Origin of the sequence: Kutzneria buriramensis (genome assembly GCF_003387475.1) — a bacterium.
Classification (GTDB): Bacteria; Actinomycetota; Actinomycetes; order Mycobacteriales; family Pseudonocardiaceae; genus Kutzneria; species Kutzneria buriramensis.
This window is the reverse complement of record NZ_QUNO01000021.1, coordinates 130,735-154,539: the sequence shown is the minus strand read 5'-3', so window position 1 is coordinate 154,539 and position 23,805 is coordinate 130,735. Positions and strand designations below refer to the sequence as shown.

The window sequence follows — 23,805 nt, the reverse complement described above, 5'->3', positions numbered from 1 at the left end:
GGGTGACCGTGGCGGGATTGGTGCTGGCGGCCGGTGAGGGCCGGCGGTACGGCATGCCCAAGGCACTCGTGCCCTACCGTGGCCGGCTGTTCGTGGAGTCGACGGTCGATCGGCTGCGGGCGGCCGGCTGCGCCACCGTCTATGTCGTCGCCGGGGCGGCCATCGACCAGGTCCGTGCCGCCGACCTCGGTGACGCGGTGGTCGTGGAGAACCCGGACTGGCCGACGGGAATGGGATCGTCGCTGCGGGCGGGAATCCAGGCCCTGCACGACGAGACCGCGGTGGCGGTGATGACGGTGGATCTGCCGGGGGTCACCGCGGAGGCGATCAAAAGGATCATCGACCACGCCACGCCGACGGCGCTCGCGGCGGCGACGTACCACGGCATGCGCGGGCACCCGGTGCTGATCGGGCGCGACCACTGGCACGGGGTGCACGACTCGGCCGAGGGCGACCGGGGCGCGCGGGCGTATCTCAGAAGGCACGACGTCACGGAGATCCCCTGTGAAGATGTCGCGGACGGGCACGACGTCGACCGCCCGGCGGACCTTCCCCGGTGAGGTAGCGTCCGCCCCATGAGGTGGATCACGGGAATCGTGGCGGCACTGCTGGTGATCACCACGGCGACGACCGCCGAGGCGACGACGGGCCCCACCTGGCGACTGCATCCGACGGGATCCACCGCGCGCCTGCGAGGACTGTCGGCGGTGAGCCCGCTGACGGCCTGGGCGAGCGGCAGCGCGGGCACGATCCTGCGCACGACCGACGGCGGCCGGACGTGGGGCCAGGTCGCCCCGCCGAACACGGCCACCCTCGACTTCCGCGACATCCAGGCGTTCGACGCGCAGCACGCGGTCGCGCTGGCGATCGGCCCGGGCGACAGCTCCCGCGTCTACCGCACGGACGACGGCGGCAAGTCGTGGCAGCAGACGCAGACCAACACCGACCCGAACGCCTTCTACGACTGCATGGCGTTCTTCGACCAGCGGCACGGCCTGATCGTCGGCGACCCGGTCGGCGGCAGGTTCGAGGTCCTCGCCACCGACGATGGCGGCCGCAGCTGGCAGATCCTGCCCAACGCCGGCATGCCGGCGGCGCAACCCGGCGAGGCGGGGTTCGCGGCCAGCGGGCAGTGCATCGCCACCAGCGGCCCCAGGGACGCCTGGATCGGCAGCGGCGGCGGGGCGCAGTCCCGCGTCTACCACTCGAGTGACCGGGGCCGGACCTGGCAGACGACGGCCACTCCCCTGCCCAGCAGCCAGTCCTCGGGCGTGTTCGCGGTGGCCTTCCGCGATCGCGACCACGGCGTCGCCGTCGGCGGCGACTTCTCGGCGCCCGCGACCGGTTCGGCGGCCACCAGCCAGAACGGCGGCCGGTCCTGGCAGTCCGCGACGGTCAGCGGCTACCGCTCCGGCGCGGCCTGGCTGCTGGGCGACGCGGTGGTCGCGGTCGGCCCGAACGGCAGCGATCTGAGCCTGGACGGCGGCCGGCACTGGCGGCAGTTCGACACCGGCAGTTTCGACACCGTCGACTGCCCGACGCCGGTGACCTGCTGGGCCGCCGGCGAGAAAGGCCGCGTCGGCACGCTCGGCATCGATTGAATCGCTCGCAAGCTCGCTCATGCCTTGACAAGCATATAGCCGGTGACGTACTCCAACAGCGTGGCCACCACCTTCGAAGTGCTCGCGGAGCCGAGCCGGCGTCGCATCCTGGACCTGCTGCGGGTGCAGGAGCGGTCCGTCAACCAGCTCGTCGACCAGCTGGAGCTCAGCCAGCCCGCGGTGTCCAAGCACCTGCGGGTGCTGCGCGAGGCCGGCCTGGTGACGGTGCGGGTGGACGCGCAGCGCCGCTGCTACCGGCTGCGCCTGGATCCCCTGCGCGAGCTCGACGACTGGCTCGCGCCGTACCGGCGGCTGTGGTCGGAGCACCTGGACGCGCTGGAGCGCCATCTGGACCGGATGGTTGAGGAGTCTTGACGGCCGGGGTTTAGTGGTATGGACCAATCACACCGGCACGGAGGCTGTGGAATGACCGAGGACTACGGCACCTCGCTGCGCGAGGAGCTGGGCCGCATCGAGCGGCACAACGCCGACACCCTGGACAAGGTCGCGGACGTGCTGCTGGCCGGGATCTCCCAGGACGGCGTCGTGCTGTCCGCGGGCGCCGGGCACTCGCTGGCCGCCGTCGCCGAGACGTTCTACCGCGCCGGCGGCCTGGCCTGCGTGCGGCCGCTCTACCACCCGTCGCTGCTGCCGATGCACGGCGCGGTGTCGAGCACCACCGCGGAGCGGCGGTCCGGGCTGGCCGCGGAGGTGCTGGCCGGCATCGAGCTCGGCGAGCACGACGTGCTGATGATCTTCTCCACCTCGGGCGTCAACCCGTACCCGGTGGAGCTGGCCCGGCAGGCCAAGGCGGCCGACACGCCGGTGGTGGCGTTCACCTCGCTGCCGACGAGCTCGGTGGCGCCGAAGCGGGCCGGCACCACGCTCGCCGAGGAGGCCACGTTCGTGCTGGACAATCTGGTCATCCCGGGCGATTCCGCCTACCCGGCCGGCGCCCCGGTGACCGCGCCGAGTTCCTCTCTGGCCAACGCCTTCCTGTGGAACCTGCTGCTGGTGCGGCTGCTGGACCGGGCGGCGGCGACCGGATTCGACCTGCCGCTGTGGCGCAGCGCCAACGTCGAGGGCGGCGACGCCGCCAACAAGGCACTGCTGGCCAAGTACACGCCCCGGATCGAAGTCCTGGCGTGACCCAGTAGACACCGGGTGTGAGTAGTAATACCGAGGAAAGGAAGTCCGGGAAGGGCTAGCGTCCGATCAGCGATCCGACGCCAAGGGGGGCCTGAACTTCATATGCAGCCGAAGACCAGACGATGGATCCTGGGCACGGGCGGCACGGCGGTGGTCGCCGTCATCGCGACCGCCGCCTACCTGCTGTTCCACCCCGGACCCCCGTCGCACTACGTGAACAGCTCGCCGGCGACCGACCCGCAGCCGTTGTCCGCCAACGATGTCGCGCGCGCCTACGTGCAGGCGTTCGCCGCGACGAACGCGCAGGCGGCCGCCGACCTCACCGACGACTCCACGTCGGCGTCGGCGGCGCTCACCCTGCTGTACAAGAACATGAGCGGCGCACGGTTGACGGCCAGCCTCGCCGGCGCGCCGACGAACACCACGGCCACCGCGGCCGTCGACTGGAACCAGGGCCAGCTCGACTATCCGTACCAGGTCCAGCTGCAACTGGTGCAGCGCAACGGAAAGTGGCTCGTGCACTGGTCGGACGCGGCGATCCAGCCCGACCTGGGCAAGGGGCAGTCGCTGGCGCTGCGCACGACTCCCGGCGGCTCCTCGCTGACCGACCGCGCCGGCAACCCGATGAAGCTCGACGCCGTGCCGAGGACGCTGAAAGGCGGTGTGCAGCAAGCGATCGGGGCCGATCTCCAGGCAGTCGACGGTCACTCGATCACCGTCGTGGACGCCTCGGGCGCGGACGTGAAGACGTTGCGGCAACAGGACGGCGCCAAGAAGGCGGCCTACGCGCTGACCATCGACGCCGGCATGCAGGACGCGGCACAGAAGGCGGTGGACGGCTTCCAGGGGCAGGCCAGCCTGGTCGCGCTGTCGGCGTCCACCGGCGAAGTCCTCGCCGTGGCCACCAACTCCGCCTTCGACACGGCGGGGCTGAGCCCGCTGACGGGGACGTTCCCGCCGGGCTCCACGTTCAAGATCGCCACGGCCACGGCGGCGTTCCAGCACGGCGTGACCGCGAACTCCATAGTGACCTGCCCGCACACCGTCCAAATCGGACCGCGTACGATCCCCAACGAGGACGGCGTCTCCTCCGGCAGCCCGCCCGACTTCGCCACGCCGGTGCACTCGGCGTTCGCGGCCTCGTGCAACACGACTTTCGCCCAGCTGGCGGCCAATCTGGGCGCGAACGACCTGCCCACCGCCGCAAAGCAGCTCGGCCTCGGCGTGGACTTCGACATCCCGGGCATGACGACCAACACCGGGCGCGTCGACCCGGCCGACGACGAGGTGGACCGCGCGGTCGACGGCTTCGGCCAGGGCACCGTGCTGGTGAGCCCGTTCGGCATGGCCGTCGCCGCCGCCACCGTCCACAGCGGACACGTGCCGACGCCGGTGTTGATCAGGGGTCAGCAGACCACCGCCAGCGGCATGATCGCACCGCCGTCGGCGTCCGTGCTCGGCCAGGTGCAGGGCATGATGCGCGAGGTGGTCACGAGCGGCACCGCGCGCTCGCTGGCCTCGCTGCCCAACACGTTCGGCAAGACCGGCACGGCCGAGGTCGGCGACGGACCCGCGCACGGCTGGTTCGTCGGCTACCGCGGCGATGTCGCGTTCGCGGTCCTGCTGCCGCACGCCGACGAGTCCGGCCCCGCGGTGAACGTGGCCGGCGCGTTCCTGCGCGCGATCGGCTGATCCCTACTGATCACCCGGACGGCCGAGCGGAATCTGGTCGTCCGGGTGCAGCCTCGCCCTACTTCTTCTTGGTCCTCGTGGCACCGCCCCGGCCCCGAAGCTGCACGCCGGACTCGGACAACACCCGGTGCACGAAGCCGTAGGAACGCCCGGTCGACTCCGCAAGCGCGCGGATGCTGGCGCCCTTCTCGTACTTCTTCTTCAGGTCAGCGGCCAGCTTGTCCCGCGTGGGCCCCGTGATCCGGGCGCCCTTCTTCAGGTCAGCCACCTTGTCCCGCCTTCCGTGGGAGTGCAGGTCGGGCCGCGTGCGGCCCCTGTCGTCGCAATGATCGAACACGACGGGCCCGAACGCCAGGCGATCAAGCAAAATCATCGCTCAGTGATCGTTGAGTTACCTCTGGCTGATCACCGGAGTGAGTGAAGTGATCAGTGGTGTCAAAGGTGCAGATCAGCGGCTCGACCAGCGGATCATGCCAACTCGATGAGCTCCAGGTAGTCATCCGACCAGTGGTCCTCGGTGCCGTCCGGCAACAGGATCACCCGCTCGGGTTCCAGTGCCTGAACGGCGCCCGGATCGTGGGTCACGAGGACGACCGCGCCCTCGAACCGCCGCAGCGCGTCCAGCACCTGCTCCCGGCTGGCCGGATCCAGGTTGTTGGTTGGCTCATCCAACAGAAGCACGTTGGCCGCGCTCGACACAAGACCCGCCAGGGCGAGCCGGGTCTTCTCGCCGCCGGACAGCGTGCCGGCCGGCTGGTCCAGCTGCTCGCCGCTGAACAGGAACGTGCCCAGCAGCGAGCGCAGCTGCTGCTCCTGAACGTCCGGCGCGGCGTGCCGGATGTTCGCCCAGACCGACGCGTCGTGGTCGAGGGTCTCGTGCTCCTGCGCGTAGTAGCCGATCCGCAGGCCGTGGCCCGGCACGAGCCCGCCGGCGTCCGGCTTCTCCATGCCGCCGAGCAGCCGCAGCAGCGTGGTCTTGCCGGCGCCGTTCAGCCCGAGCACCACGACCTTGCTGCCGCGGTCGACCGCGAGGTCGACGCCGGTGAAGATCTCCAGCGAGCCGTAGGACTTGCTCAGCCCCTCGGCCATCAGCGGGGTCTTGCCGCACGGGGCCGGCACCGGGAAGCGGATCTTCGCGACCTTGTCGGCGGTCCGCTGGTCCTCCAGACCGGACAGCAGCTTCTCCGCGCGCTTGGCCATGTTCTGCGCGGCGACGGCCTTGGTCGCCTTGGCCCGCATCTTGTCGGCCTGGGCCATCAGCGCGGACGCCTTCTTCTCGGCGTTGGCCCGCTCGCGGCGGCGGCGCTTCTCGTCGGCGGCCCGGGCCTCCAGGTACTTGGACCAGCCCATGTTGTAGATGTCGACCTCGCCGCGGGTGGCGTCGAGGAACCACACCTTGTTCACGACGTCGGCCAGCAGCTCGACGTCGTGGCTGATCACGACCAGGCCGCCGGTGTGCTGGCGCAGGAAGGAGCGCAGCCAGGAGATCGAGTCGGCGTCGAGGTGGTTGGTCGGCTCGTCCAGCAGCAGCGTGGTGCCGGCCTTGCCGCCGGCGCCGGATTCCGAGGCGCCGAACAGGATCCGGGCCAGCTCGACGCGGCGGCGCTGGCCGCCGGACAGCGTCCGCAGCGGCTGGGCCAGCACGCGGTCGGCCAGGCCGAGGTTGGCGCAGATGCGCGCGGCCTCGCTCTCGGCGGCGTACCCGCCGAGCGCGCCGAAGCGCTCCTCCAGCCTGCCGTACTTGCGGACGGCGGTGTCCAGCTCGTTCTGGTCGACCAGCTCGGCCATGGCCGTCTGCGCCTTCTCCATCTCGCGCAGCAGCTGGTCCAGACCGCGGGCCGACAGCACGCGGTCCTTGGCCGTGACGGAGAGGTCGCCCTCGCGCGGATCCTGTGGCAGGTAACCGAGTTCGCCGCTGCGACGGACCTCGCCGGCGTACGGCTGGCCCTCGCCGGCGAGCACCCGCAGCGAGGTGGTCTTGCCGGCGCCGTTGCGGCCGACGAGGCCGATGCGGTCGCCGGGCTGGACGCGCAGGGTGGCGTCGGAGAGCAGGATGCGCGAACCCGCGCGCAGTTCGAGATCGGTGACGGTGATCAAGGCAAGGCTCCGGGAATCGGGATGGTGATCGCGGGCAGGACTCGTCCGCCCGCCGGCTCGTGGCCGGCGGGCCCGGCGGCCGCCTAGCAGATCAGCTTGATCACGCCTACGAGTTTACGTGCCGGCGCGAGCCGTTTTCGCCGAACCCGGGGTTTCGGCGACGGGTTGTGACCCGACGCACAGTCACGACCCGTCAAATGTGAATGTCTTGACTAGTCCGTTCGGGGCATGCCTACACTCCACCGGCCTAATGAAGTTGCTAGATCAACAACTTTCCGTGACCACTGGAGATCGATTCACCGCCGCAATTGATCTCACTCCGGGGTAAGCGCTTTCCCTGTTGCGATGCCGCGCGCCCGGAACCCGACCGGTGAGGGGATTCCCTTGATCCGACCGCGCAAGTGGCTGCCTCTCGCGGCGGCGGCCCTGCTCCTGCCCCTGTGCGCGCCCGCCGCCTCGGCGGCGCCCGGACCGCTCGAAGCGGGCGGCTCGAACTACGACTTCTACGACCTGACCGGCGGCTGCGACCGTGAGCCGTACGGCGTGATCGACCGCTTCGACGCCGCGCGGGACACCATCACCGCGCAGCTGAACCAGATGTACGCCGCCGGCCAGCGCCGGCTGCGCATCGGCATCTTCCACCAGCACGGGCCGGACTCCGGCACCGTCATGGACTCCAGCTCCGGCGATCTCTCCCCTGTCGACCGCCAGCAGCTGACCGAGTTCCTCGCCGCCGTGAAGACCGCCGGGTTCCAGGAGATCGAGGTCGCCTTCCTGCCCATCGGCGCCGACGACCCGCACGGCTGGTCGGCGATGGACTCCTCGGCGTACCGCGAGGACTGGGGCGTGATCTCCAATCTGCACCCGCTGATCGCCGACGCCGGCATCCCGTACCGCATCGACCTGCTCAACGAGGGCATGCCGATGTCCGACCAGTCCGTGCTGCGCTCCTACACGCAGCGGCTGTGGTCCGACTACACCGCCGCCTTCGGCCGCGACGACACCGTCGGCTTCTCCATGACGGTGTGGATCGCCGACCGGGCCACGCAGCTGGCCGCCGTCTACGGCTCGAACCCGCCCGACGTGTTCGACCTGCACCTCTACGGCGACGACTGGAACGGCGACGAGTACAAGCAGTTCGTCGACGCCGACCAGAAGATGACGTCGCTGGGCTACCACCAGCAGTGGATCATCGGCGAGACCTACTTCGACGACGGCGCCGCCGCGGACGGCATCCGCCGCGCCATCGCCGACACCGGCCGGCCGGTCCGCTACCTCACCCAGTGGCCGCTGACCCGTCAGCAGAAGTGCGCCGACGTCGACCAGGCCCCGCCGGTCACCTACGCCGCCTACTCGACCGACGGCTTCTAGCTCCCGACTATGCAGGGAAGGACGCCTTACCCTCGTCCAACGCGGGTAAGGCGTCCTTCCCTGCATGCGGTGTCCGAAGAGGCGGGGTTCACACCGGCCACGTGACCGGCTGACGGTCGCTAGGGCACGAGCGGCCGGACCTCGTCGGCGACGAAACGCACGAAGCCGACGGGGTCCGGTTCGTCGCCGGTCGGTTGCAGCACAACCGTGTCGGCGCCGACGGCCGCCAGCGTGCGGACGGCGGCGGCGACCGTCTCGGCGTCGCCGGCCACGCCGACGCCGGAAGGCACCGCCCGCGCCAGGCGCTCGGCGGCGTCGGGCCCGGTGGTCACGTGGAGCGCGGCGATGATCGGCTGGGTGGGGCCGACGGTCTCCCGGATCCGGCGGACGCCGTCGGCGGGCTGGTCGGCAACGGCCAGGGTCCCGTCGGCGGCCTCGCCCGTGAGCCGCAACGTCTTCGGGCCGATGCCACCGGCGAACACCGGCACGGGCTTCAGCGGCGGCCAGTCGAGGCGGACCTTGTCCAGCTTCACGTACGTGCCGTCGACGGTGACCTCCTCGCCGCGCAGCAACGCCCGCAGCGCGTCCAGGTACTCCCGCAGCAACGTGAGCGGCGACGACACGCGCGCCCCGGCCTGGCCCATCCACACCTGGAGGCCGTGCCCGACGCCGAGGATCACCCGATCGGGGAACAGCCGATGGAGGGTCGCCGCCTCCATCGCCGCCAGCGCGACGTTACGCAGCGGCACCGGCAGCAGCCCGATGCCGACGCTCACCCGCTCCGTCCACGCCAGCGCCGCCGCCGCGCTGGCGACACCGCTCTCCGAGAAGCAGTCCTCCCACACCCACAGCTGATCCAGCGCCGAATCGTCGGCGGCTTCGGCCATGCCGCGCAGGATCTCCGGCGGGAACTGGGGTCGGAACACGGTGCCGAGGGCAGTCATGTGGCCTTCCTACCAGTCGCCGGTGCGAGTGATCACGTCCAGGAGCGTGACCGGATCCTCCACGTGCAGGTTGTGGCCGAGATCCGGCAGCACCTCGACGTGCTCGGTGAGGGCCCGCACCTGCTCCGGGGCGCTCATCGGGTCGTTCTCGCCGGTCACCATCAGCACCGGGCACTTGGCCGCGGCGAGCAGGCCCCGCATGTCCGGCCGGCCAACCGCGAAGGTGGCCGGGTCCAGCGCCAGGCGCCAGCCGTCGCCGGTGCTGGCCAGCCCGTCCGGGTCGGCGGGCACCAGGCCGCCGAGGCCGGACACCTTGAGGTAGCGCTGCGCCGCCTCCTCCTTGCTGCCGAAGATCTTCACCGGCCGGTGGGCCATCGCGGTCGCGCCGGCGAGTTCGTCGTCGGTCCACTCGACCTTCACGCCGACCGCAACCGCGCGCCGCACGTCCACGCCGAACCAGCCGCTGGCCAGGGCGACCGCGAGCACGCCGCCGAGGGAGTGCCCGATCACCGTGACCGGCTCGCCGGCCGGCAGGTGCTCGGCGACCGCGCCGGCCATGGCGCCGAAGGAGTAGCGCTTGAGCCGGCCCGATCCGCCGTGTCCGGGCAGGTCGGGGGCGATCCAGCGGCGGTCCAGCCGCTCGGTGAGGCCGTCCCACACCGCGCCGGTCGCGCCCAGTCCGTGCAACAGCACCACGGTCGGTCCGCCGGCTCCGCCTGTCCGCACCCTCAGCGTGTCCACCGATGGGATCTTTCCCCACCACCGGCCCGGCGGGCTAGCGTCGTGGCCGTGGACGCCGCCGTCATCAACGATCCCGAGACCTACGTCCGCGCCGTGCCGCACGACCTGCTCGACCACCTCCGCGAGGGGGCCGCGGTCGTTCGGGTGCAGGACTTCTGGGCCGTGCTGCGGCATGCCGAGGTGCGCCAGGTGCTGCGCAATCCGCGCCTGTTCTCGTCGAATCTGGGCGGCACGCAGATCCGTGACCCCGCGACACCGGAGGATCTCCGTTACGTGCGGCGGATGATGCTCAACATGGATCCGCCCGACCATCCGCGGCTGCGCGGGCTGCTGACGCGGGCGTTCACGCCGCGGGCGGTCGCCCGGTTGACCGATCGGATCACCGAATGGGCCGACGACCTGGTCGCCGCCGTGCAGCCGGACGGTCACGCGGATCTCGCCAGGCAGCTGGCCGATCTGCCGCTGCTGACGCTGGCCGAGGTGTTCGGCGTGCCGGACCGGGACCGGCGGCTGATGTTCGACTGGAGCAGTCGGGTGATCGGCTTCCAGGACCCCGAGTACGCCGTGATCGACACCGTGGACGCCGCCGGCGTCACCGATCTGGCGCGGGCGGCGCTGGCCGTGCGTCCCAAGCCCGGTCCCGACGGCCGGATGCCCGATCCCCGTACCCGGCAGGGCATGCCCGACCTGTACGCGTACGCCACCGCGCTCGGCGAGCACAAGCGGGCCGAACCCGGCGACGACGTGATGAGCGACCTCATGCGGCACGTGGACGACGACGGCGGCCGGGTTTCGATCGAGGAGTTCGAGAACCTGTTCTGGCTTTTTTCGGTGGCCGGCAACGAAACCCTTCGCAACGGCATCCCCGGCGGCCTGATCGCCCTGATGTCCCATCCCGCGGAGTACCGGCGGCTGCTGGCGGATCGGTCCCTGCTGCCCACCGCCGTCGACGAGATGCTGCGATGGTGGACGCCCGTGATGCACTTCCGCCGCACCGCCACCGCCGACACCACACTGTCCGGAGTGGACATTCGCGCCGGCGACAAGGTGGTCGTGTGGTTCTCGTCCGCCAACCGCGACCCGCGCGTGTTCCCCGATCCGCACCGGTTCGACGTCGGCCGGACCCCCAACGACCACCTCACCTTCGGCCACGGCCCGCACTTCTGCCTCGGCGCGCAGCTGGCCCGCGCCCAGATGACCGCCGTCTTCACGGCCGTGCTGGACCGCCTCGGCGAGATCCGTCCCGCCGGCGAGCCCGTCCGACTCCGCTCGAATTTCCAGAACGGCGTGAAGAGCCTGCCCGTGACCTGGTAGGCCGATCGGGTGACAGGCAGTCACGCGGGCGGCCCTTCGCGCCTCTCAACCCCGTTCCTCGTTCCGACGACAGTGAGGCCGAGATGACGGAGCTCTGGGTGAATCTGGTGTGGCCCCTGCTGGGCGCGGCGGCGCTGACGGTTCGCGTCCGCCGCCGGCGGGCCGTCAGGTTTCGGCTGACCGTGCAGATCAGCAACGACGGGCCGGAGGCGGGCACCTGGTGACCGGCCACGATCCCGAGGCGGCCCGGGTCTCCGCCGGACCCGACACCACCGCCGAGGAATTCGCGGGGTTCTATCGCGCGACGACCAAGCCTCTCGCCGCCTTCCTGCTCAAGCTCGGCGCCACTCTGCCGGAGGCCGCCGACATCGCCCAGGACACCATGGCCAAGGCGTTCCAGCAGTGGCACTCGATCGAACACCCCAAAGCGTGGGCGCACCGGGTGGCGAGCCGCGAGTTCATCCGATTACGGGTCAACGGCAGGGAATCGCCGGTGGATCCGCTGCCGGCCGGTCCCCTGCTCCGTGGCGACGAGGTGGCCGGCTGGGAACTCCGCCACGACCTGATCCGCGGTATGGATCTGCTGTCACCGCGCCAACGTCAGGTCATCGCCTGGAAACTGGCGGGCTACGAGCCGGCGGAGATCGCCGAGGAGTTGGGCCTCACCGGCGACGCCGTGCGGCAGCACCTCCTGCGGGCGAGGAGAACATTGAGCACCTGGTTGAGCGGAAAGGAGCCCAGCGGTGAATGACGACGATCGGCTGGAGTCCGCCGACCAGAACCTGCTCGACGCGCTGGACGAGGTGTTGGACCTCGACGCGGGACTCGCCGACGCCACCCTGCCGTCCCGCGCGCGGACACTGGGCGAGGCCTTGGACACGGTCCTCGACCTCGACGCCGGATTGACCGCGATCGTCGGACCTGGCCCGGCGACCGGTCCGAGCCTCCTGCTCGACTACGCCCTGGATTTCGCACACCGACCGGCGCCGTGGCGTTTGGCGGCCCGCATGTGGTTCCCGGTCGGCGGTCTCGCCGACCTCCGGATCGTCGTCGTGGCGGAGGCCACCGCGACGGAAGTCACGCACGCCGCGGACGTCGTCGATCTCGATCGAGCCCTCGACGGGGAGGCGGCGCTCGAGCCCGTCAAGGTGCTGTGCGAACGACTCACCCGGGAGCTCCGGCCGGGCCTGCGTGGCTACCTCGTCCGTCACCCCGACGCCACCGAAAGGATCCTCACCGAGTTCACCGCCGCCACGTCCATCGCCGCCGAACTCGGCCTCGCGGTGCCCGGCCTGGCCGTCGCCGCGGCGCTCGGCGAGTCCCTCGCCCACGCGACCAGGTTCGCCGGCCGGCTCCAGGGTTGGCGCGGCCCAGGTGACTTTCCCGCCGACAGCGCGGCTCACGTGGCCGCCATCCGACGGGCGCTTGCGGGTGGCCAGATCAACTTGGCCGAGCCGCACATCAAGCACCTGTTCCGGACCGCGCCACCACTGCTGGCCCGGCTCCTCCGGGTCGCTGTCGGCAGGGCACGCCTGACGACGATCGCGGCGTCGCGGGACAGCGCCTTCGCCGCGGCGATCGAGACGGCCGATGCCGGCGAGTTGGCTCGGGCGACGCCGATCCTGGAGCGGGCGCTGATCGACGTGACCGATGCCGATCTGTCCGACGCCAACCTTTCCGGCGTGCCGCTGGTCGGCGTGCTGTGGTCCCGCGCCACCCGATGGCCCTCCGATCTCGTCGACGGGATTCGGGCGCGATCCGAGCAGATCGGACCCGACCTGTGGCGCGTGACCAATCCCGATATCCGGCTCGGCCATACGGTCTGAGCGTGACGTTCACACGATCGGGTATTCCGCCGAACGGAGGTCACGGAGAGGATCGAGGGAGCACTCGTCCTGGGGAGGTTGAGCCGTGCTCAAGGTCGTCATCGGCATCGCGCTCGCGGCGGTCGCCGGCAGTTGCGCGCCGAATCAACTCGACACGCCGCCGGCACCCGGCGCCACGACGACGTCGCCGGTGATCCAGATCCACCACTGGGCGATGCCGAACGAGGTCGGCGCGGGGCTTCAGGACGCGCAGGACGCGATCCAGAAGCTGACCGGCTACGAGATCTTCTTCACCAGCTCGCACGACGTGAGCGGCAAGGGCCGGCACCAGATCCTGGACCGGGACTGGAAGGTGTGCAGCCAGAACATCGCCGCCGGCTCGCAGATCCAGCCCGGGGTGAAGATCGACTTCGGCGTGGTCAAGCTGGCCGAGAGCTGCCCCTGAGCAGCCGCGCGGCGGCCAACTGGTCTCGCCACACGTAGACGAAGGCCAGGACCATCCCGCACAACACCACGAGGTCCAACCAGAATGCGACCGCTGACAGCCGTTCGGTGCTCGCGAACAAGGTCGGCAGCCCGCTGACCATCATCACCATGCCCACGATCGAGGACCAGCACACGCCCCTGCGCAGCACCTCCTGATGTGCCCACCGCAGAGCGACGTCCTGGAGCTCGGCCGGCACGACGTCGCCATGCCGGATCGCGCTCATCAGCCGCTTGCGAACCGCCGACGGCAAGCCGACCAGCGCCGACATGGCGAGGAACCGGACGCCGGCCCGCTGATAGGCGTTCGCCATCCGGATCCATATCACGACCAAGATCACGACACCGGCCAGGTCGACCCCGCCGCCAATCGCCCCCCACATGGATCGGCATCCTAGATGTCGAGGACCGGCAAGCGATTCCGACCGTAGGGTGACCGACGCCTACCTGAGGAGACAGCACCGATGGACTTCGAGCGCCACTGCGCCGAGATCGTCACCCAGACCGAACTGCTCGCCGACGGCCTGGCCGGCGCGGACCTGACCGCGCGGGTGCCGTCCTGCCCCGACTGGAGCCTGGGCGGTCTGCTCCGCCACCTCGGCGGCGCGCACGCCTGGATCGAGGAGGTCGTCCGCACCCGCGCCCAGGAGCCGGTGCCCGACCCGTCCCGGGACGTGAACGGCGACGATTCGGGCGAACCGCCGACCAAGTGGCTGCTGGACGGGGCGAAGCGACTGTCGGCGACGATCGCCGAGGCGGGACCGGACGTCACGGTGTGGACGCCGCTCGCCCCTATGCCGGTCGGCTTCTTCGCCCGCCGCATGGTGCACGAAACCCTGATCCATCGAGCGGACGCGATGCTGGCGGCCGGACGCGAGTACGCCGCGGATCCGGATGTCGCAGTCGACGCCATCGACGAGTGGATGGAACTGGACGCGCTGCCCCAGCACTTCGAGTTCAACCCGGCCAAGCGTGACCTGCTCGGCCCGGGGCGGGCGTTGTCCTTCCGTGCCACCGACATCGACGCCGCCTGGCACGTGGACCTCACCGGCGACGCCATCGTGAACCTGCGCGGCGACGAGCCGGCGGCGGTCACGGTCGAAGCTCCGCTGACGGAGCTGCTGCTGATCATCTACCGCCGGCGGGAGCCGCACGGCGTGACCGGCGACGCGGATCTGCTGGCGTTCTGGTCGAAGCACGTGACCTTCGGCTGAAAGTCCTAAGGGGCGACGGCCACCCAGAGCGGCAGCGGGTGGCCGCTCTCCTTGGGGATCAGCCGCTGCACGGCGGCGAAGCCGGCGGCGGTGAGCCCGGCCGTGACCTGCGCGCCGGTGATCACCTGGTGCCGGGTGGACACGGCCCGGATCAGCTCCCACTGGCTGCCGGAGCGGGCCAGCTGCAGCACCTCCAGGCCGTAGGACTGGCCGTCCTCGGCCCAGTCCCACAACTGCACGGTGACCTGGCGCTGGTCGCCACGCCCGGACACGCGCGGCGGCGGGGCGGTCGGCCGCAACCGGCGCAGCTTCTCCAGTTCCGGCACAGCGGCGATGAACAGGCCGCCGGGACGCAGCGCCAGCCGCGCCGCCGACAGCGCGGCGTCCAGCCCGTTCTCGTGGGCCAGCCGCGGCAGCAGGTCGTCGTTGGCGTGCACCACATCCACCGGCCCGGCCGGCATTCGGTCCAGCACGTCGAGGAGATCGGCGAACCGGTGGTCGCCGGGCCCCAGCACTGCGGTGGCCACGTCGGCGAACACGCGGTCGCCCGCGGGTCTCGGGGTGGTCACGGCATCAGCCTACGGGGCGGCCGAAAGGGGGCTTGCCCGCGGTCCGACACTAAGGTGAACCAACCCGTACGCGGGACCGTCGAACCGGTTACAGCTGGACACCTGGCGACTCCACGTAATACTTTACGCCATTAGGAGTACACACAGCCTCCGTTCAGAGGTGCCACGGTCACGTGCTCACCCAGTAGTGTCACTGCTGCGTGACAAGTTGACAGCGAGGAGTCACTATGACGATCGCTGCTGGTCATCCGGACCTGTCGTTCGTCGACACCGTGCCAGCCGACCGGGACGAACTGGTCGGCCTGCTGGCCACCGGTCCGTTTCCGGACGCCTTGCGCGCCGCGATCAAGACCAGCCGGTTGAGCCTGGACCGCATCCAGCACCGGTTGGGGCTGCGCGGCATCACCATCAGCGTCGCCACGCTCAGCTACTGGCAGTCCGGCCGCAGACGCCCCGAGCGGCCGGAGTCCCTTGAGGCCCTGCGCCACCTCGAAGCCGTGCTCGGCGTGCCGCCGAGCTCGCTCACGGCGCTGCTCGGCCCGCCCCGGCCACGCGGCCGCCGCAGCCGGCCCACCCGCGTGCTGCCGATCGACGCGCTGTGGTCCCGGCGGGAGCGGCTGGCCTCGCTGCTGTCCCGGGTCGACACCAGCTCCGACTGCCGACTGGGCCGGCTCAGCCAGCACGACCGCATCGAGGTGGCCGCCGACGGCGGTCAGCGCTCGCTGTGGGTGCGCCAGGTGCTGCGCGCGGAGCAGGACGGCGCCGACCGCTGGGTGCTCGTCTACGACGCCGAGTCCGGCCCGGGCGTGATCCCGGAGCTGACCAACCTGAGCAACTGCAGGGTCGGCCGCACGGCGGTGGACGAGGAGTCCAGCATCATGGTCGCCGAGCTGGTCTTCGACCGGACGCTGGCCCGTGGCGACACCGTCATCATGGAGTACCAGCTCAACAACCCCGGCCCGACCTTCCCGGCCAGCGGCAACGCCTACTGCCGCAAGTTCCGGCTGCCGGTCCGCGAGTACGTCATCGAGGTGCGGTTCGACTCCTCGCGGCTGCCGGCGCGCTGCCAGCAGTACGCGGTGCCGGCCGGCGAGGAGGGCCCGTCCCGCCGCCGCAACCTCACGCTCGACCCGTCCGGCGGCGTGCACTCGGTCGCGCTGGGCTTCGGCCCCGGCGTGTTCGGCATCCGCTGGGACTGGCCCAGCCGCTAGGTCATCCGAAGGAGCCCGTCGCCTCGCCCAGGCGGCGGGTTTTTTCGTCCGTAACAGCTGCTCGTAAATTACGAATAAATATTGACACGGTGGGTGCCCCACCGGCAACCTTCGACCCGGCAGCAGCGCAGCCGCCAGGAACGAGGGAATCGATGTTCTTACGCAGACTCACGCTCGCCTGCGCGATCGCGCTCGGCATCGGCTCGCTGGCGGTCCCCCCGCTGGGGGTGGCCACGGGGACCGCCGACGCCGACCAGCCGAGCGCCGGCCAACCGGGCCCTGGCCAACCGGGCTCTGGGGTCGTGTCCCCCACCCCGTACATGGGCTGGAACTCCTACTTCGGCCTGGGTCGCCCGACCGAGCAGAACGTGCACGCCGTGGCCGACTTCCTGGTGTCCAGCGGCCTGGCCAAGGCCGGCTACGACATCGTGTGGCTGGACGGCGGCTGGCAGGCCGACAACACGCCGCGCGACAGCAAGGGCAACCTGGTCGTCGACCCGGCGCGCTGGCCGCACGGCATGGACAACCTGACCAAGTACCTCCACGGTCTCGGCCTGAAGGCCGGCATCTACACCGACGCCGGCGCCTACGACGGCAAGAACTGCGGCCTGGGCAGCGGCGGCTACTACCAGCGCGACGCCGACCAGTTCGCGCACTGGGCCTTCGACGCCATCAAGATCGACTTCCTGTGCGGCCTGGCCCAGAAGCTGGACCCGGCGGTCGTGTTCAAGCAGTTCTCCGACGCCGTGGCCAACACCGGCCGCAAGATGATCCTCAACCTGTGCGACCCGGTCACCGGCGCGTGGGGCGTGCCCGACTGGCCGTCGACCCGCGAGGCCGGCTACGCCTACACCTGGGGCCCCGGCGCGGCGACGTCCTGGCGCACCGACACCGACGTGGCGTTCGGCAACCCGACGCCCGGCGAGTGGTCGGACATCCTGCGCAACGCCGACGACAACGCGGCGCACCCCGAGGCGCAGACCGTCGGCCACTACAACGACCCGGACTACCTGATCCCGATGCGTCCCTACCCGACCGGCGGCACCGAGCTGACCGAGGAGGAGTCCACCACGCAGTTCGTGATGTGGGCGGAGATGGCGTCGCCGCTGATCATCGGCTCCGACCCGCGCACGCTGCCGCAGTCGATGCTCGACACGCTGAAGAACCCGGAGATCCTCGCCGTCGACCAGGACCCGCTGGACATCCAGGGCGTCCGGGTCGAGGACTCCGGCGGCGGCAACGTCTACAGCAAGGTGTTGTCGGGCAAGGGGAACCGGGCGGTCGTGCTGCTGAACCGCAGCGACGCCGACTCCTCGATGACCGTCGACTTCGCCAAGGCGGGGCTGACCGGCAACGTCAAGGTGCGTGACCTGCGGGCCCGCGCCGACGAGGGCACCACCACCGGCTCGTACACCGCCACGGTTCCGGCGCACGGCACCGTGATGCTGAAGCTCCAGGGCACGGACCTGACGCCCGGCAACGACCTCGGCGGCAACGCGAGCGACAGCCCGGCGCTGGTGCGGTTCGACGACACGCACGCGTACACGTTCGTACGGGACGCGTCCGGTCAGCTGGCGGAGAGCACCGTCGGCAGCGGCAAGTGGGCCCTGCTCGGCGGCCCCACGCACAACGAGATCGTCGGCCAGCCGGCGGCCTACGCGTCCGGCGCCGACCGGGTCGACGTCTTCGTGCGCGGCACCGACAACGCGGCGTACCAGCGGACGTTCCAGAACGGCCACTGGGGCGGCTGGGTGCGGCTCGGCGGCAACCTGACCGACTCTCCCACCGTCGCCTTCACCTCGCCCACGCAGTGGACGCTGGTGGCCCGGGGTGCGGACGGCAAGGTGTGGCAGCGCGACAACGGCGGCTACGGCACGTGGACGTCGCTGGGGAGCCCCAGCGACAAGCCTATCTACGGCCGCCCCAGTGCCGTCGCCGACGCCAACGGCACGCACATCGTGGTGCGGGCCTTCGACGACAGCGCCTGGCTGTGGGAGCAGAACACCGGCTGGACCGGTCTGGGCGGTGTGATCAGCACCGCCCCGACGCTGCTGGCGACCTCCGGGCGGCTGTACATGTTCGCCCGAGCCAGTGACTACACGCTGTGGCAGCGCAACTTCACCGACGGTGCTTGGGGAGGATGGTTCCCCCGCGGCGAGTACGCCAGCAACGCCATCGTCGGCACCCTCGGTGTCGCGGCCGGCGGAGGAGGCTCGGCGTGGGTGGCCTCCCGGGGCGTGGACGGCCACGTGCACCAGACCGTGCTGTGAGGAGCTGCTTTGTCTGATCGAACCGCTGTTGTGACGGGGGCCGCGTCGGGCATCGGCGCGGCCACCGCCCGGCGGCTCACCGCGGACGGCTACCGGGTCATCGGCGTGGACATCGCCGAGGGCCCCGAGGTGGCCGTCCGCGGCGACGTCAGCGCGCCGGCGACCTGGGACGAGGTGTCCGAGGCCGCCGGCGGGCAGGTGGACGCGTTGGTGAGCAACGCCTTCACCGTCGTCGTGAAGCCGCTGCACGAGCAGTCACCGGCCGAGTGGTCGCGCCAGATCGACGTCAACCTGACCGCCGCCTACCTTGCCGCGCACCGGTTCCTTCCCTTGCTGCGCGCGCGAAGCGGAGCGATCGTGCTGGTGTCGTCGGTGCACGCGCGGGCCGGTTTGCCGGGGCATCCGGCGTACGCGGCGACCAAGGGCGCACTGGTGTCGCTGGGCCGGCAGCTGGCCGTGGAGTACGCGCCGGAGGTGCGGGTGAACACGGTGCTGCCGGGGCCGATCTTGACCGCCGCGTGGGACCGAGTGTCCGAAGAGGACCGCTTGCGCAGCCAGGAATCCACCCCGCTGCGCCGGCTCGGCGACCCCGCCGAGGTGGCGTCGGTGATCGCGTTCCTGCTGTCGCCGGGGGCGTCTTTCGTCACCGGCGCGGACATCCTGGTCGACGGCGGCTGGATGGTGCAGAAGGACTCGGCGTAGTCAGCGGGTCAGCACCACGCGGGCCGGTGCGGCTTCGGCGTCGGTGAGCCGGATCGGGAGGCAGGTGAGCTCGTAGGGCCCCGGCGGGGCGGCGGCGAGGTCGAGGCCCTCGATGATCGGGACGCCGGCGCCGAGCAGCGTGTGGTGGGCGGGGAAATCGTTGGCGCCGAAGCATTCGACGGACAGGTAGTCGATGCCGACGAGCCGGATTCCCCTGGCCACCAACGCTTCTGCCGCCTGCGCGCTCACCGCGACGTAGCCGGGGTCGAACTCCCGGAACAGCCGGCCGGCGGTGGAGTTGGTGGTGCGGAAGAGAACCCGTTCCACCCCGGCCGGGATCTCGGCGACGTGGTCGGCGCGGATCGGGCTGTCGTCGGGGATGCCGAGGACGTGGACCGGTCCGCACAGCACGTCCAGCGGGATGTCCTCGATGCCGGCGGCGCCCGGGATGAAGTGCGACGGGGCGTCCACGTGCGTGCCCTGGTGCGCGGACAGCGTCCACTTGCTGGCGTCGGACTCCTCGCCGCGGTCGAGGCGGGTCTCCCACTCGCACACCGGGGACGTGCTTCCGGGCCAGTGCGGCATGTCCGGCCGGATGGCCAGCGTGACGTCGATCAACACGGAGGCCATCGTAGGAGACCTGTCAACAAGTATCCATAATTAATGTTTTGTTGTACCCTCGGTGATGATCGGCGGACGAACCGTGAGGCGGGCCTGTGAAGATCACTGACATCGAGACGTTCCTGGTGCCGCCGCGCTGGCTGTTCCTGCGGGTCAGCACGGACGAGGGCGTCGTCGGCTGGGGCGAGCCGGTGGTGGAGGGCCGCGCGGAGACCGTGCAGGCCGCCGTGCACGAGCTGGCCGACCTGGTGCGCGGGCAGGACCCGCTGCGCATCGAGGAGCACTGGCAGGTGCTGCGGCGCAGCGGTTTCTACCGTGGCGGCCCGGTGCTCTCCAGCGCGCTCGCCGGCTACGACCAGGCGCTGTGGGACATCGCTGGCAAGGTGCGTGGGGTGCCCGTGCACGAGCTGCTCGGCGGTCCCGTCCGCGACCGGATCCGGGTCTACTCCTGGGTCGGCGGCGACCGTCCACACGGGATTCGCGAGGCGGTGCAGACCCAGGTGGACCGGGGCTTCACCGCCGTGAAGATGAACGCCTGCGGCCCGATCGACGCCATCGCCACCCCCGCCGACGTCGACGGCGTCGTCGAACGCGCACGCGAGGCCCGCGAGGTGCTCGGCCCCGAGCGCGGGCTGGCCATCGACTTCCACGGCCGCGTCTCCCCCGCCATGGCCCGCCGGCTGCTGCCGCTGCTCGAGGAGGTGCGGCCGCTGTTCGTCGAGGAGCCGATCCTGCCAGAGTTACCGGTCGACGTGCTCAGGTCCGTTGTGGACTCCTCGCCCGTGCCGATCGCGACCGGCGAGCGCCTCTACTCCCGCTGGGACTTCAAGCCCGCGCTCGACGCCGGCATCGCCGTCGCACAGCCCGATCCCTCGCACGCCGGCGGCATCTCGGAGCTGCGCCGCATCGCGTCGCTGGCCGAGATCTACGGCGCCAGCCTCGCCCCGCACTGCCCGCTCGGGCCGATCTCGCTGGCCGCCAGCGTGCAGGTGGCGTTCGCGACGCCGAACTTCCTGATCCAGGAACAGAGTCTGAACCTGCACTACAACGCCGGCAACGAGCTCACCGGGTATCTTGCCGACACCGGCCCGTTCGCCTTCGTGGACGGGCAGATGGCCCGGCCCACCGGGCCCGGGCTGGGCATCGAGATCGACGAGGACGCCGTGCGGCGGGCCGCCGAGGCCGGGCACGCGTGGCGGTCGCCGGTGTGGCGGCACGAGGACGGGAGCCTGGCGGAGTGGTGACTTTCGGGAACATCCTGCGGACGACTCGCCTCGTCGGCATCATCCGCGGCGACGGCGTCGAGAAGACGCGTGACGCCGTGCGGGTGCTGTTCGACTCCGGCGTGCGGTTGGTCGAGGTGTCGCTCACCGGCCCTGGGGCGTTGGAGGCCATCTCGTCGGTCGAGGCGCCCGACGGCTGCTGGCTCGGCGCCGGCACCGTGCGCACCGCCGCGCAGGCCTCCGCCGCCATCGCCGCCGGCGCGACCTTCGCCGTCAGCCCTGCGCTTTCCGCTTCGGCGGCCGCCTGCGTCGAGGCCGGCCTGCCGCTGCTGGCCGGCGCCCTGACACCCACCGAGATCGAGACGGCGCTGTCCCTGGGCGTCGAGGCCGTGAAGCTGTTTCCGGCCTCGATCGGCGGCCCCGCCTACCTTTCCGCCCTGCGCCAACCCTTTCCGGACGTGCCGTTCGTGCCCGTCGGCGGGGTCGGCCTCGCCGAGGCCGAGGCGTACCTGGCCGCCGGCGCCATCGCGGTCGGCGTCGGCTCCCCGCTGGTCGGCGACGCCGCGTCCGGCGGCGACCTGTCCGCCCTGGCCGAGCGGGCCGCCCGCTTCGTCAAGCTGGCGTCGTCGTAGCGGCCCGAGATCCCCGGCAATCAGTGCCCGGAGATCCGCCGCAGGTCCTCGCTGGCCTTGTCCACGAGCGCCCGCATGGCCTGCTCGGCCGCCTCGGCGTCGCCGGCCCGGATGGCCTCCAGCACCTTGCGGTGGCTGGGCACCGGATCGTCGGCGGGATCGGCGTTGTGCACGACCTGGTCCCGCATCGCCAGCCCGCTCGCGATGACCCGCTCCATCTGCACCACCAGCTGGTTGTGGGTGGCGCCGAGCAGGGCCCGGTGGAAGTCGAGGTCGGCGTCGACGAGCTCGCCGGGCTTGCCGGCGGCGCCGGCCATCCGGGTCAGCGCGTCGTCCATGTCGGCCAGGTCGGTGTCGGTGGCCCGCTGCGCGGCGAGCTTGGCCGCGGCCGGCTCCACGATCGACCGGACCTCGGCGAGGTGCTCCAGCAGGTCGGGGTCGGGCGGCCCGGCCGAGCGCCAGCGCAGCACGTCGCCGTCGAGCATGTTCCAGGTGCTGCGGGGCTGCACGAAGGTGCCGCGTTTCTGCCGGGCGTCGATGATGCCCTTGGCGGACAACACCTTCAGCGCCTCGCGCAGCGCCGTGAGGCTGACGTCCAGCTCCTCGCGCAGCGCGAGCAGGTCCAGCGTCGCCCCCTCGGGGATCTCCCCGGACAGGATCCGCCGCGCGAGCGCCTCCACGGTCTGCCCGTGCACGCCCCTGAGCTGGTAACCGGCCAACATCCCTCCACCCCTCGCGCTGAGGGCATACCTTAGCGCGCGGCGACCGCAGATACTAATTTAGTAATATATCTTGACACCGACGCCTCGCCGCTGCAACCTCACTGTCACCTCCACCCACGTGCACGACAGGGGCCGCCGATGACCACCGCACGCTTCTCCCGGCGCAACTTCCTCGCCGGACTCGGCGCCGTAGGCGCGGCCACCGCGCTCGGTGGCTGCGTGACCTCGACCGGCAGCTCGGCCGGCGGCGGGTCGGCCACCGGTCCGGTGACCGTGCAGTCCAACCTCTCCGCCCCGTCGGCCAAGGCGGCCATGCAGGCGCTGATCGACGCCTTCAACAAGAAGGGCGGCTCGCAGGCCAGCCTGAACACGGTCGCGTCCGAGACCTTCCGGACCCAGCTGCCGACCTACCTCACCTCGTCCAACCCGCCGGACGTGATGACCTGGTACGCCGGCTCGGTCGCCCGCTCCTACGCCGACAAGGGCCTGCTGCTCGACGTGAGCGACGTGTGGAACGGCGCCACCGGCTACAGCGACGCGCTCAAGCAGCTCAGCACCGACAGCGGCAAGCAGATCTTCGTCCCCACCAGCTACTACTTCTGGGGCCTGTTCTACCGGAAGTCCAACTTCGCCAAGTGGGGCGTGCAGGAGCCCACCAGCTGGGCCGACTTCCTCCAGGTCTGCGAGACGATCAAGTCCAAGGGCGTCACCCCGATCGGCCTCGGCGCCGACAACTCGACGCCGTGGGTGGCCTCGGGCTGGTTCGACTACCTCAACATCCGCATCAACGGCGCGAACTACCACCGGGAGCTGCTGGCCGGCAAGCACAGCTTCGCCGACCCGCAGGTGCACAAGGTGTTCGACCAGTGGAAGACGGCGCTGCCGCACTTCGATCCCAAGGGCACGGCGCTGTCCTTCCAGGACGCCACCACCAACCTGCTCCAGGGCCGCACCGGCATGATGCTGATCGGCACCTTCCTGCTCGACACCACGCCCAAGGAGGACGTGGACGACATCGGCTTCTTCCGGTTCCCGGTGGTCGACCCGTCGGTGCCACTGGCCGAGGAGGCCCCCACCGACGGATTCTTCGCCAGCTCCCACACCAAGCGCACGCAGCAGACCTTGGACTTCCTGAAGTACCTGACCACGGTCGAGGCCCAGGAGGCGTACCTGAAGTCGTCCTCGGGCAGCTCGCTGCCGGCCAACCCGGCGGCCAAGGACGCCGGCACCGCCCTGATCACCAAGGGCAAGGAGATGCTGAACAAGGCGGCCGACCTGACCCAGTTCTTCAACCGGGACTCCAGCGACGCACTCCAGCCGACCGCCGACGCGGCGCTGATCAGGTTCATCCAGCACCCGGAGCAGATCGACTCCATCCTCACCGACTGGCAGACCGCCGCGAAGAAGGTCTGGAACTCCTGAC

At 71.0% G+C, this 23,805-nt stretch carries 26 protein-coding genes; 18 read left to right on the top strand and 8 right to left on the bottom strand.

Annotated features, from left to right (window positions below; genetic code table 11):
• The first annotated feature begins 2 nt into the window (after positions 1–2).
• From BCF44_RS45265 to BCF44_RS45245, 5 genes are all read left to right on the top strand, one after another.
• The gene (locus tag BCF44_RS45265; protein WP_116180717.1) at positions 3–560 is read left to right on the top strand and encodes a nucleotidyltransferase family protein; all 558 of its coding nucleotides are present in this window, start codon (positions 3–5) and stop codon (positions 558–560) included.
• 15 nt (positions 561–575) lie between these two features.
• Positions 576–1,601, top strand: a complete 1,026-nt coding sequence (locus BCF44_RS45260) for a WD40/YVTN/BNR-like repeat-containing protein (protein WP_116180716.1) — start codon at positions 576–578, stop codon at positions 1,599–1,601.
• A 60-nt stretch (positions 1,602–1,661) separates the two neighbouring features.
• Entirely contained in the window at positions 1,662–1,976 is a 315-nt protein-coding gene (locus BCF44_RS45255) for an ArsR/SmtB family transcription factor (protein ID WP_116180792.1), read from the top strand.
• 51 nt (positions 1,977–2,027) lie between these two features.
• Positions 2,028–2,750, top strand: coding sequence for a sugar isomerase domain-containing protein (locus tag BCF44_RS45250; RefSeq protein WP_116180715.1), 723 nt, complete (start codon positions 2,028–2,030; stop codon positions 2,748–2,750).
• Positions 2,751–2,852: 102 nt separating this feature from the next.
• Positions 2,853–4,442 (top strand): penicillin-binding transpeptidase domain-containing protein, encoded by a 1,590-nt coding sequence (locus BCF44_RS45245; RefSeq protein ID WP_116180714.1) that lies wholly within the window; start codon positions 2,853–2,855, stop codon positions 4,440–4,442.
• A 58-nt stretch (positions 4,443–4,500) separates the two neighbouring features.
• Here BCF44_RS45245 and BCF44_RS45240 read toward each other — a convergent pair whose 3' ends face one another.
• Both BCF44_RS45240 and BCF44_RS45235 read right to left on the bottom strand, forming a co-directional pair.
• Complete coding sequence (locus tag BCF44_RS45240; protein ID WP_025357225.1) at positions 4,501–4,710, bottom strand: helix-turn-helix domain-containing protein; 210 nt, start codon at positions 4,708–4,710, stop codon at positions 4,501–4,503.
• A 200-nt stretch (positions 4,711–4,910) separates the two neighbouring features.
• Positions 4,911–6,539, bottom strand: coding sequence for an ABC-F family ATP-binding cassette domain-containing protein (locus BCF44_RS45235; RefSeq protein WP_116180713.1), 1,629 nt, complete (start codon positions 6,537–6,539; stop codon positions 4,911–4,913).
• A gap of 345 nt (positions 6,540–6,884) precedes the next feature.
• Between BCF44_RS45235 and BCF44_RS45230 the strand changes: the two genes are divergently transcribed.
• Positions 6,885–7,910 carry a hypothetical protein gene (locus tag BCF44_RS45230; RefSeq protein ID WP_116180712.1) on the top strand — a complete coding sequence of 342 codons (1,026 nt, stop codon included), beginning with the start codon at positions 6,885–6,887 and terminating at the stop codon, positions 7,908–7,910.
• 119 nt (positions 7,911–8,029) lie between these two features.
• Here BCF44_RS45230 and BCF44_RS45225 read toward each other — a convergent pair whose 3' ends face one another.
• Positions 8,030–8,854: an LLM class flavin-dependent oxidoreductase gene (locus BCF44_RS45225; protein WP_116180711.1), complete on the bottom strand. Its 825-nt coding sequence runs from the start codon at positions 8,852–8,854 to the stop codon at positions 8,030–8,032.
• A 9-nt stretch (positions 8,855–8,863) separates the two neighbouring features.
• Complete coding sequence (locus BCF44_RS45220; RefSeq protein WP_116180710.1) at positions 8,864–9,595, bottom strand: alpha/beta fold hydrolase; 732 nt, start codon at positions 9,593–9,595, stop codon at positions 8,864–8,866.
• A 48-nt stretch (positions 9,596–9,643) separates the two neighbouring features.
• Between BCF44_RS45220 and BCF44_RS45215 the strand changes: the two genes are divergently transcribed.
• The 5 genes from BCF44_RS45215 (at position 9,644) to BCF44_RS57040 (ending at position 13,180) form a co-directional block, all read left to right on the top strand.
• A complete protein-coding gene (locus tag BCF44_RS45215) occupies positions 9,644–10,909 on the top strand; it encodes a cytochrome P450 (protein ID WP_116180791.1) in 1,266 nt (421 codons plus the stop codon).
• A gap of 83 nt (positions 10,910–10,992) precedes the next feature.
• Positions 10,993–11,133: a hypothetical protein gene (locus BCF44_RS56130; protein ID WP_170218099.1), complete on the top strand. Its 141-nt coding sequence runs from the start codon at positions 10,993–10,995 to the stop codon at positions 11,131–11,133.
• A complete protein-coding gene (locus BCF44_RS45210; RefSeq protein WP_170218098.1) occupies positions 11,130–11,660 on the top strand; it encodes an RNA polymerase sigma factor in 531 nt (176 codons plus the stop codon). Before BCF44_RS56130 ends, BCF44_RS45210 begins: the two co-directional genes overlap by 4 nt.
• Positions 11,653–12,735 carry a hypothetical protein gene (locus BCF44_RS45205; protein WP_116180708.1) on the top strand — a complete coding sequence of 361 codons (1,083 nt, stop codon included), beginning with the start codon at positions 11,653–11,655 and terminating at the stop codon, positions 12,733–12,735. The genes BCF44_RS45210 and BCF44_RS45205 overlap by 8 nt, the downstream gene beginning before the upstream one ends.
• Positions 12,736–12,820: 85 nt before the next feature.
• On the top strand, positions 12,821–13,180 hold the full coding sequence (locus BCF44_RS57040) for a PASTA domain-containing protein (protein ID WP_211353528.1): 360 nt from the start codon (positions 12,821–12,823) through the stop codon (positions 13,178–13,180).
• Here the strand turns inward: BCF44_RS57040 and BCF44_RS45195 are convergent.
• Positions 13,155–13,601: a hypothetical protein gene (locus BCF44_RS45195; RefSeq protein WP_116180707.1), complete on the bottom strand. Its 447-nt coding sequence runs from the start codon at positions 13,599–13,601 to the stop codon at positions 13,155–13,157. The two genes, BCF44_RS57040 and BCF44_RS45195, sit on opposite strands and share 26 nt — an antisense overlap.
• 81 nt (positions 13,602–13,682) lie before the next feature.
• Here BCF44_RS45195 and BCF44_RS45190 point away from each other — a divergent pair, with 81 nt between their 5' ends.
• Positions 13,683–14,432 carry a maleylpyruvate isomerase family mycothiol-dependent enzyme gene (locus BCF44_RS45190; protein ID WP_116180706.1) on the top strand — a complete coding sequence of 250 codons (750 nt, stop codon included), beginning with the start codon at positions 13,683–13,685 and terminating at the stop codon, positions 14,430–14,432.
• Positions 14,433–14,437: 5 nt separating this feature from the next.
• On the opposite strand, the gene BCF44_RS45185 is transcribed toward BCF44_RS45190, so the two are convergent.
• On the bottom strand, positions 14,438–15,001 hold the full coding sequence (locus tag BCF44_RS45185) for a hypothetical protein (protein ID WP_246016190.1): 564 nt from the start codon (positions 14,999–15,001) through the stop codon (positions 14,438–14,440).
• A 227-nt stretch (positions 15,002–15,228) separates the two neighbouring features.
• Between BCF44_RS45185 and BCF44_RS45180 the strand changes: the two genes are divergently transcribed.
• From BCF44_RS45180 to BCF44_RS45170, 3 genes are all read left to right on the top strand, one after another.
• Entirely contained in the window at positions 15,229–16,212 is a 984-nt protein-coding gene (locus BCF44_RS45180; RefSeq protein WP_116180704.1) for a helix-turn-helix domain-containing protein, read from the top strand.
• Between the two features lie 152 nt (positions 16,213–16,364).
• The gene (locus BCF44_RS45175) at positions 16,365–18,482 is read left to right on the top strand and encodes a DUF8189 domain-containing protein (RefSeq protein WP_116180703.1); all 2,118 of its coding nucleotides are present in this window, start codon (positions 16,365–16,367) and stop codon (positions 18,480–18,482) included.
• A gap of 9 nt (positions 18,483–18,491) precedes the next feature.
• Positions 18,492–19,184, top strand: a complete 693-nt coding sequence (locus BCF44_RS45170; protein WP_116180702.1) for an SDR family NAD(P)-dependent oxidoreductase — start codon at positions 18,492–18,494, stop codon at positions 19,182–19,184.
• On the opposite strand, the gene BCF44_RS45165 is transcribed toward BCF44_RS45170, so the two are convergent.
• Positions 19,185–19,805 (bottom strand): cyclase family protein, encoded by a 621-nt coding sequence (locus BCF44_RS45165; protein WP_170218097.1) that lies wholly within the window; start codon positions 19,803–19,805, stop codon positions 19,185–19,187.
• Positions 19,806–19,900: 95 nt separating this feature from the next.
• Between BCF44_RS45165 and dgoD the strand changes: the two genes are divergently transcribed.
• Positions 19,901–21,049, top strand: a complete 1,149-nt coding sequence (dgoD, locus tag BCF44_RS45160) for a galactonate dehydratase (protein ID WP_116180700.1) — start codon at positions 19,901–19,903, stop codon at positions 21,047–21,049.
• Entirely contained in the window at positions 21,043–21,660 is a 618-nt protein-coding gene (locus BCF44_RS45155; RefSeq protein ID WP_116180699.1) for a bifunctional 4-hydroxy-2-oxoglutarate aldolase/2-dehydro-3-deoxy-phosphogluconate aldolase, read from the top strand. Before dgoD ends, BCF44_RS45155 begins: the two co-directional genes overlap by 7 nt.
• Before the next feature lie 20 nt (positions 21,661–21,680).
• On the opposite strand, the gene BCF44_RS45150 is transcribed toward BCF44_RS45155, so the two are convergent.
• Positions 21,681–22,379, bottom strand: a complete 699-nt coding sequence (locus BCF44_RS45150) for a FadR/GntR family transcriptional regulator (RefSeq protein ID WP_211353545.1) — start codon at positions 22,377–22,379, stop codon at positions 21,681–21,683.
• A gap of 141 nt (positions 22,380–22,520) precedes the next feature.
• Here BCF44_RS45150 and BCF44_RS45145 point away from each other — a divergent pair, with 141 nt between their 5' ends.
• Positions 22,521–23,804 carry an ABC transporter substrate-binding protein gene (locus BCF44_RS45145; protein WP_116180697.1) on the top strand — a complete coding sequence of 428 codons (1,284 nt, stop codon included), beginning with the start codon at positions 22,521–22,523 and terminating at the stop codon, positions 23,802–23,804.
• Position 23,805 lies beyond the last annotated feature (1 nt).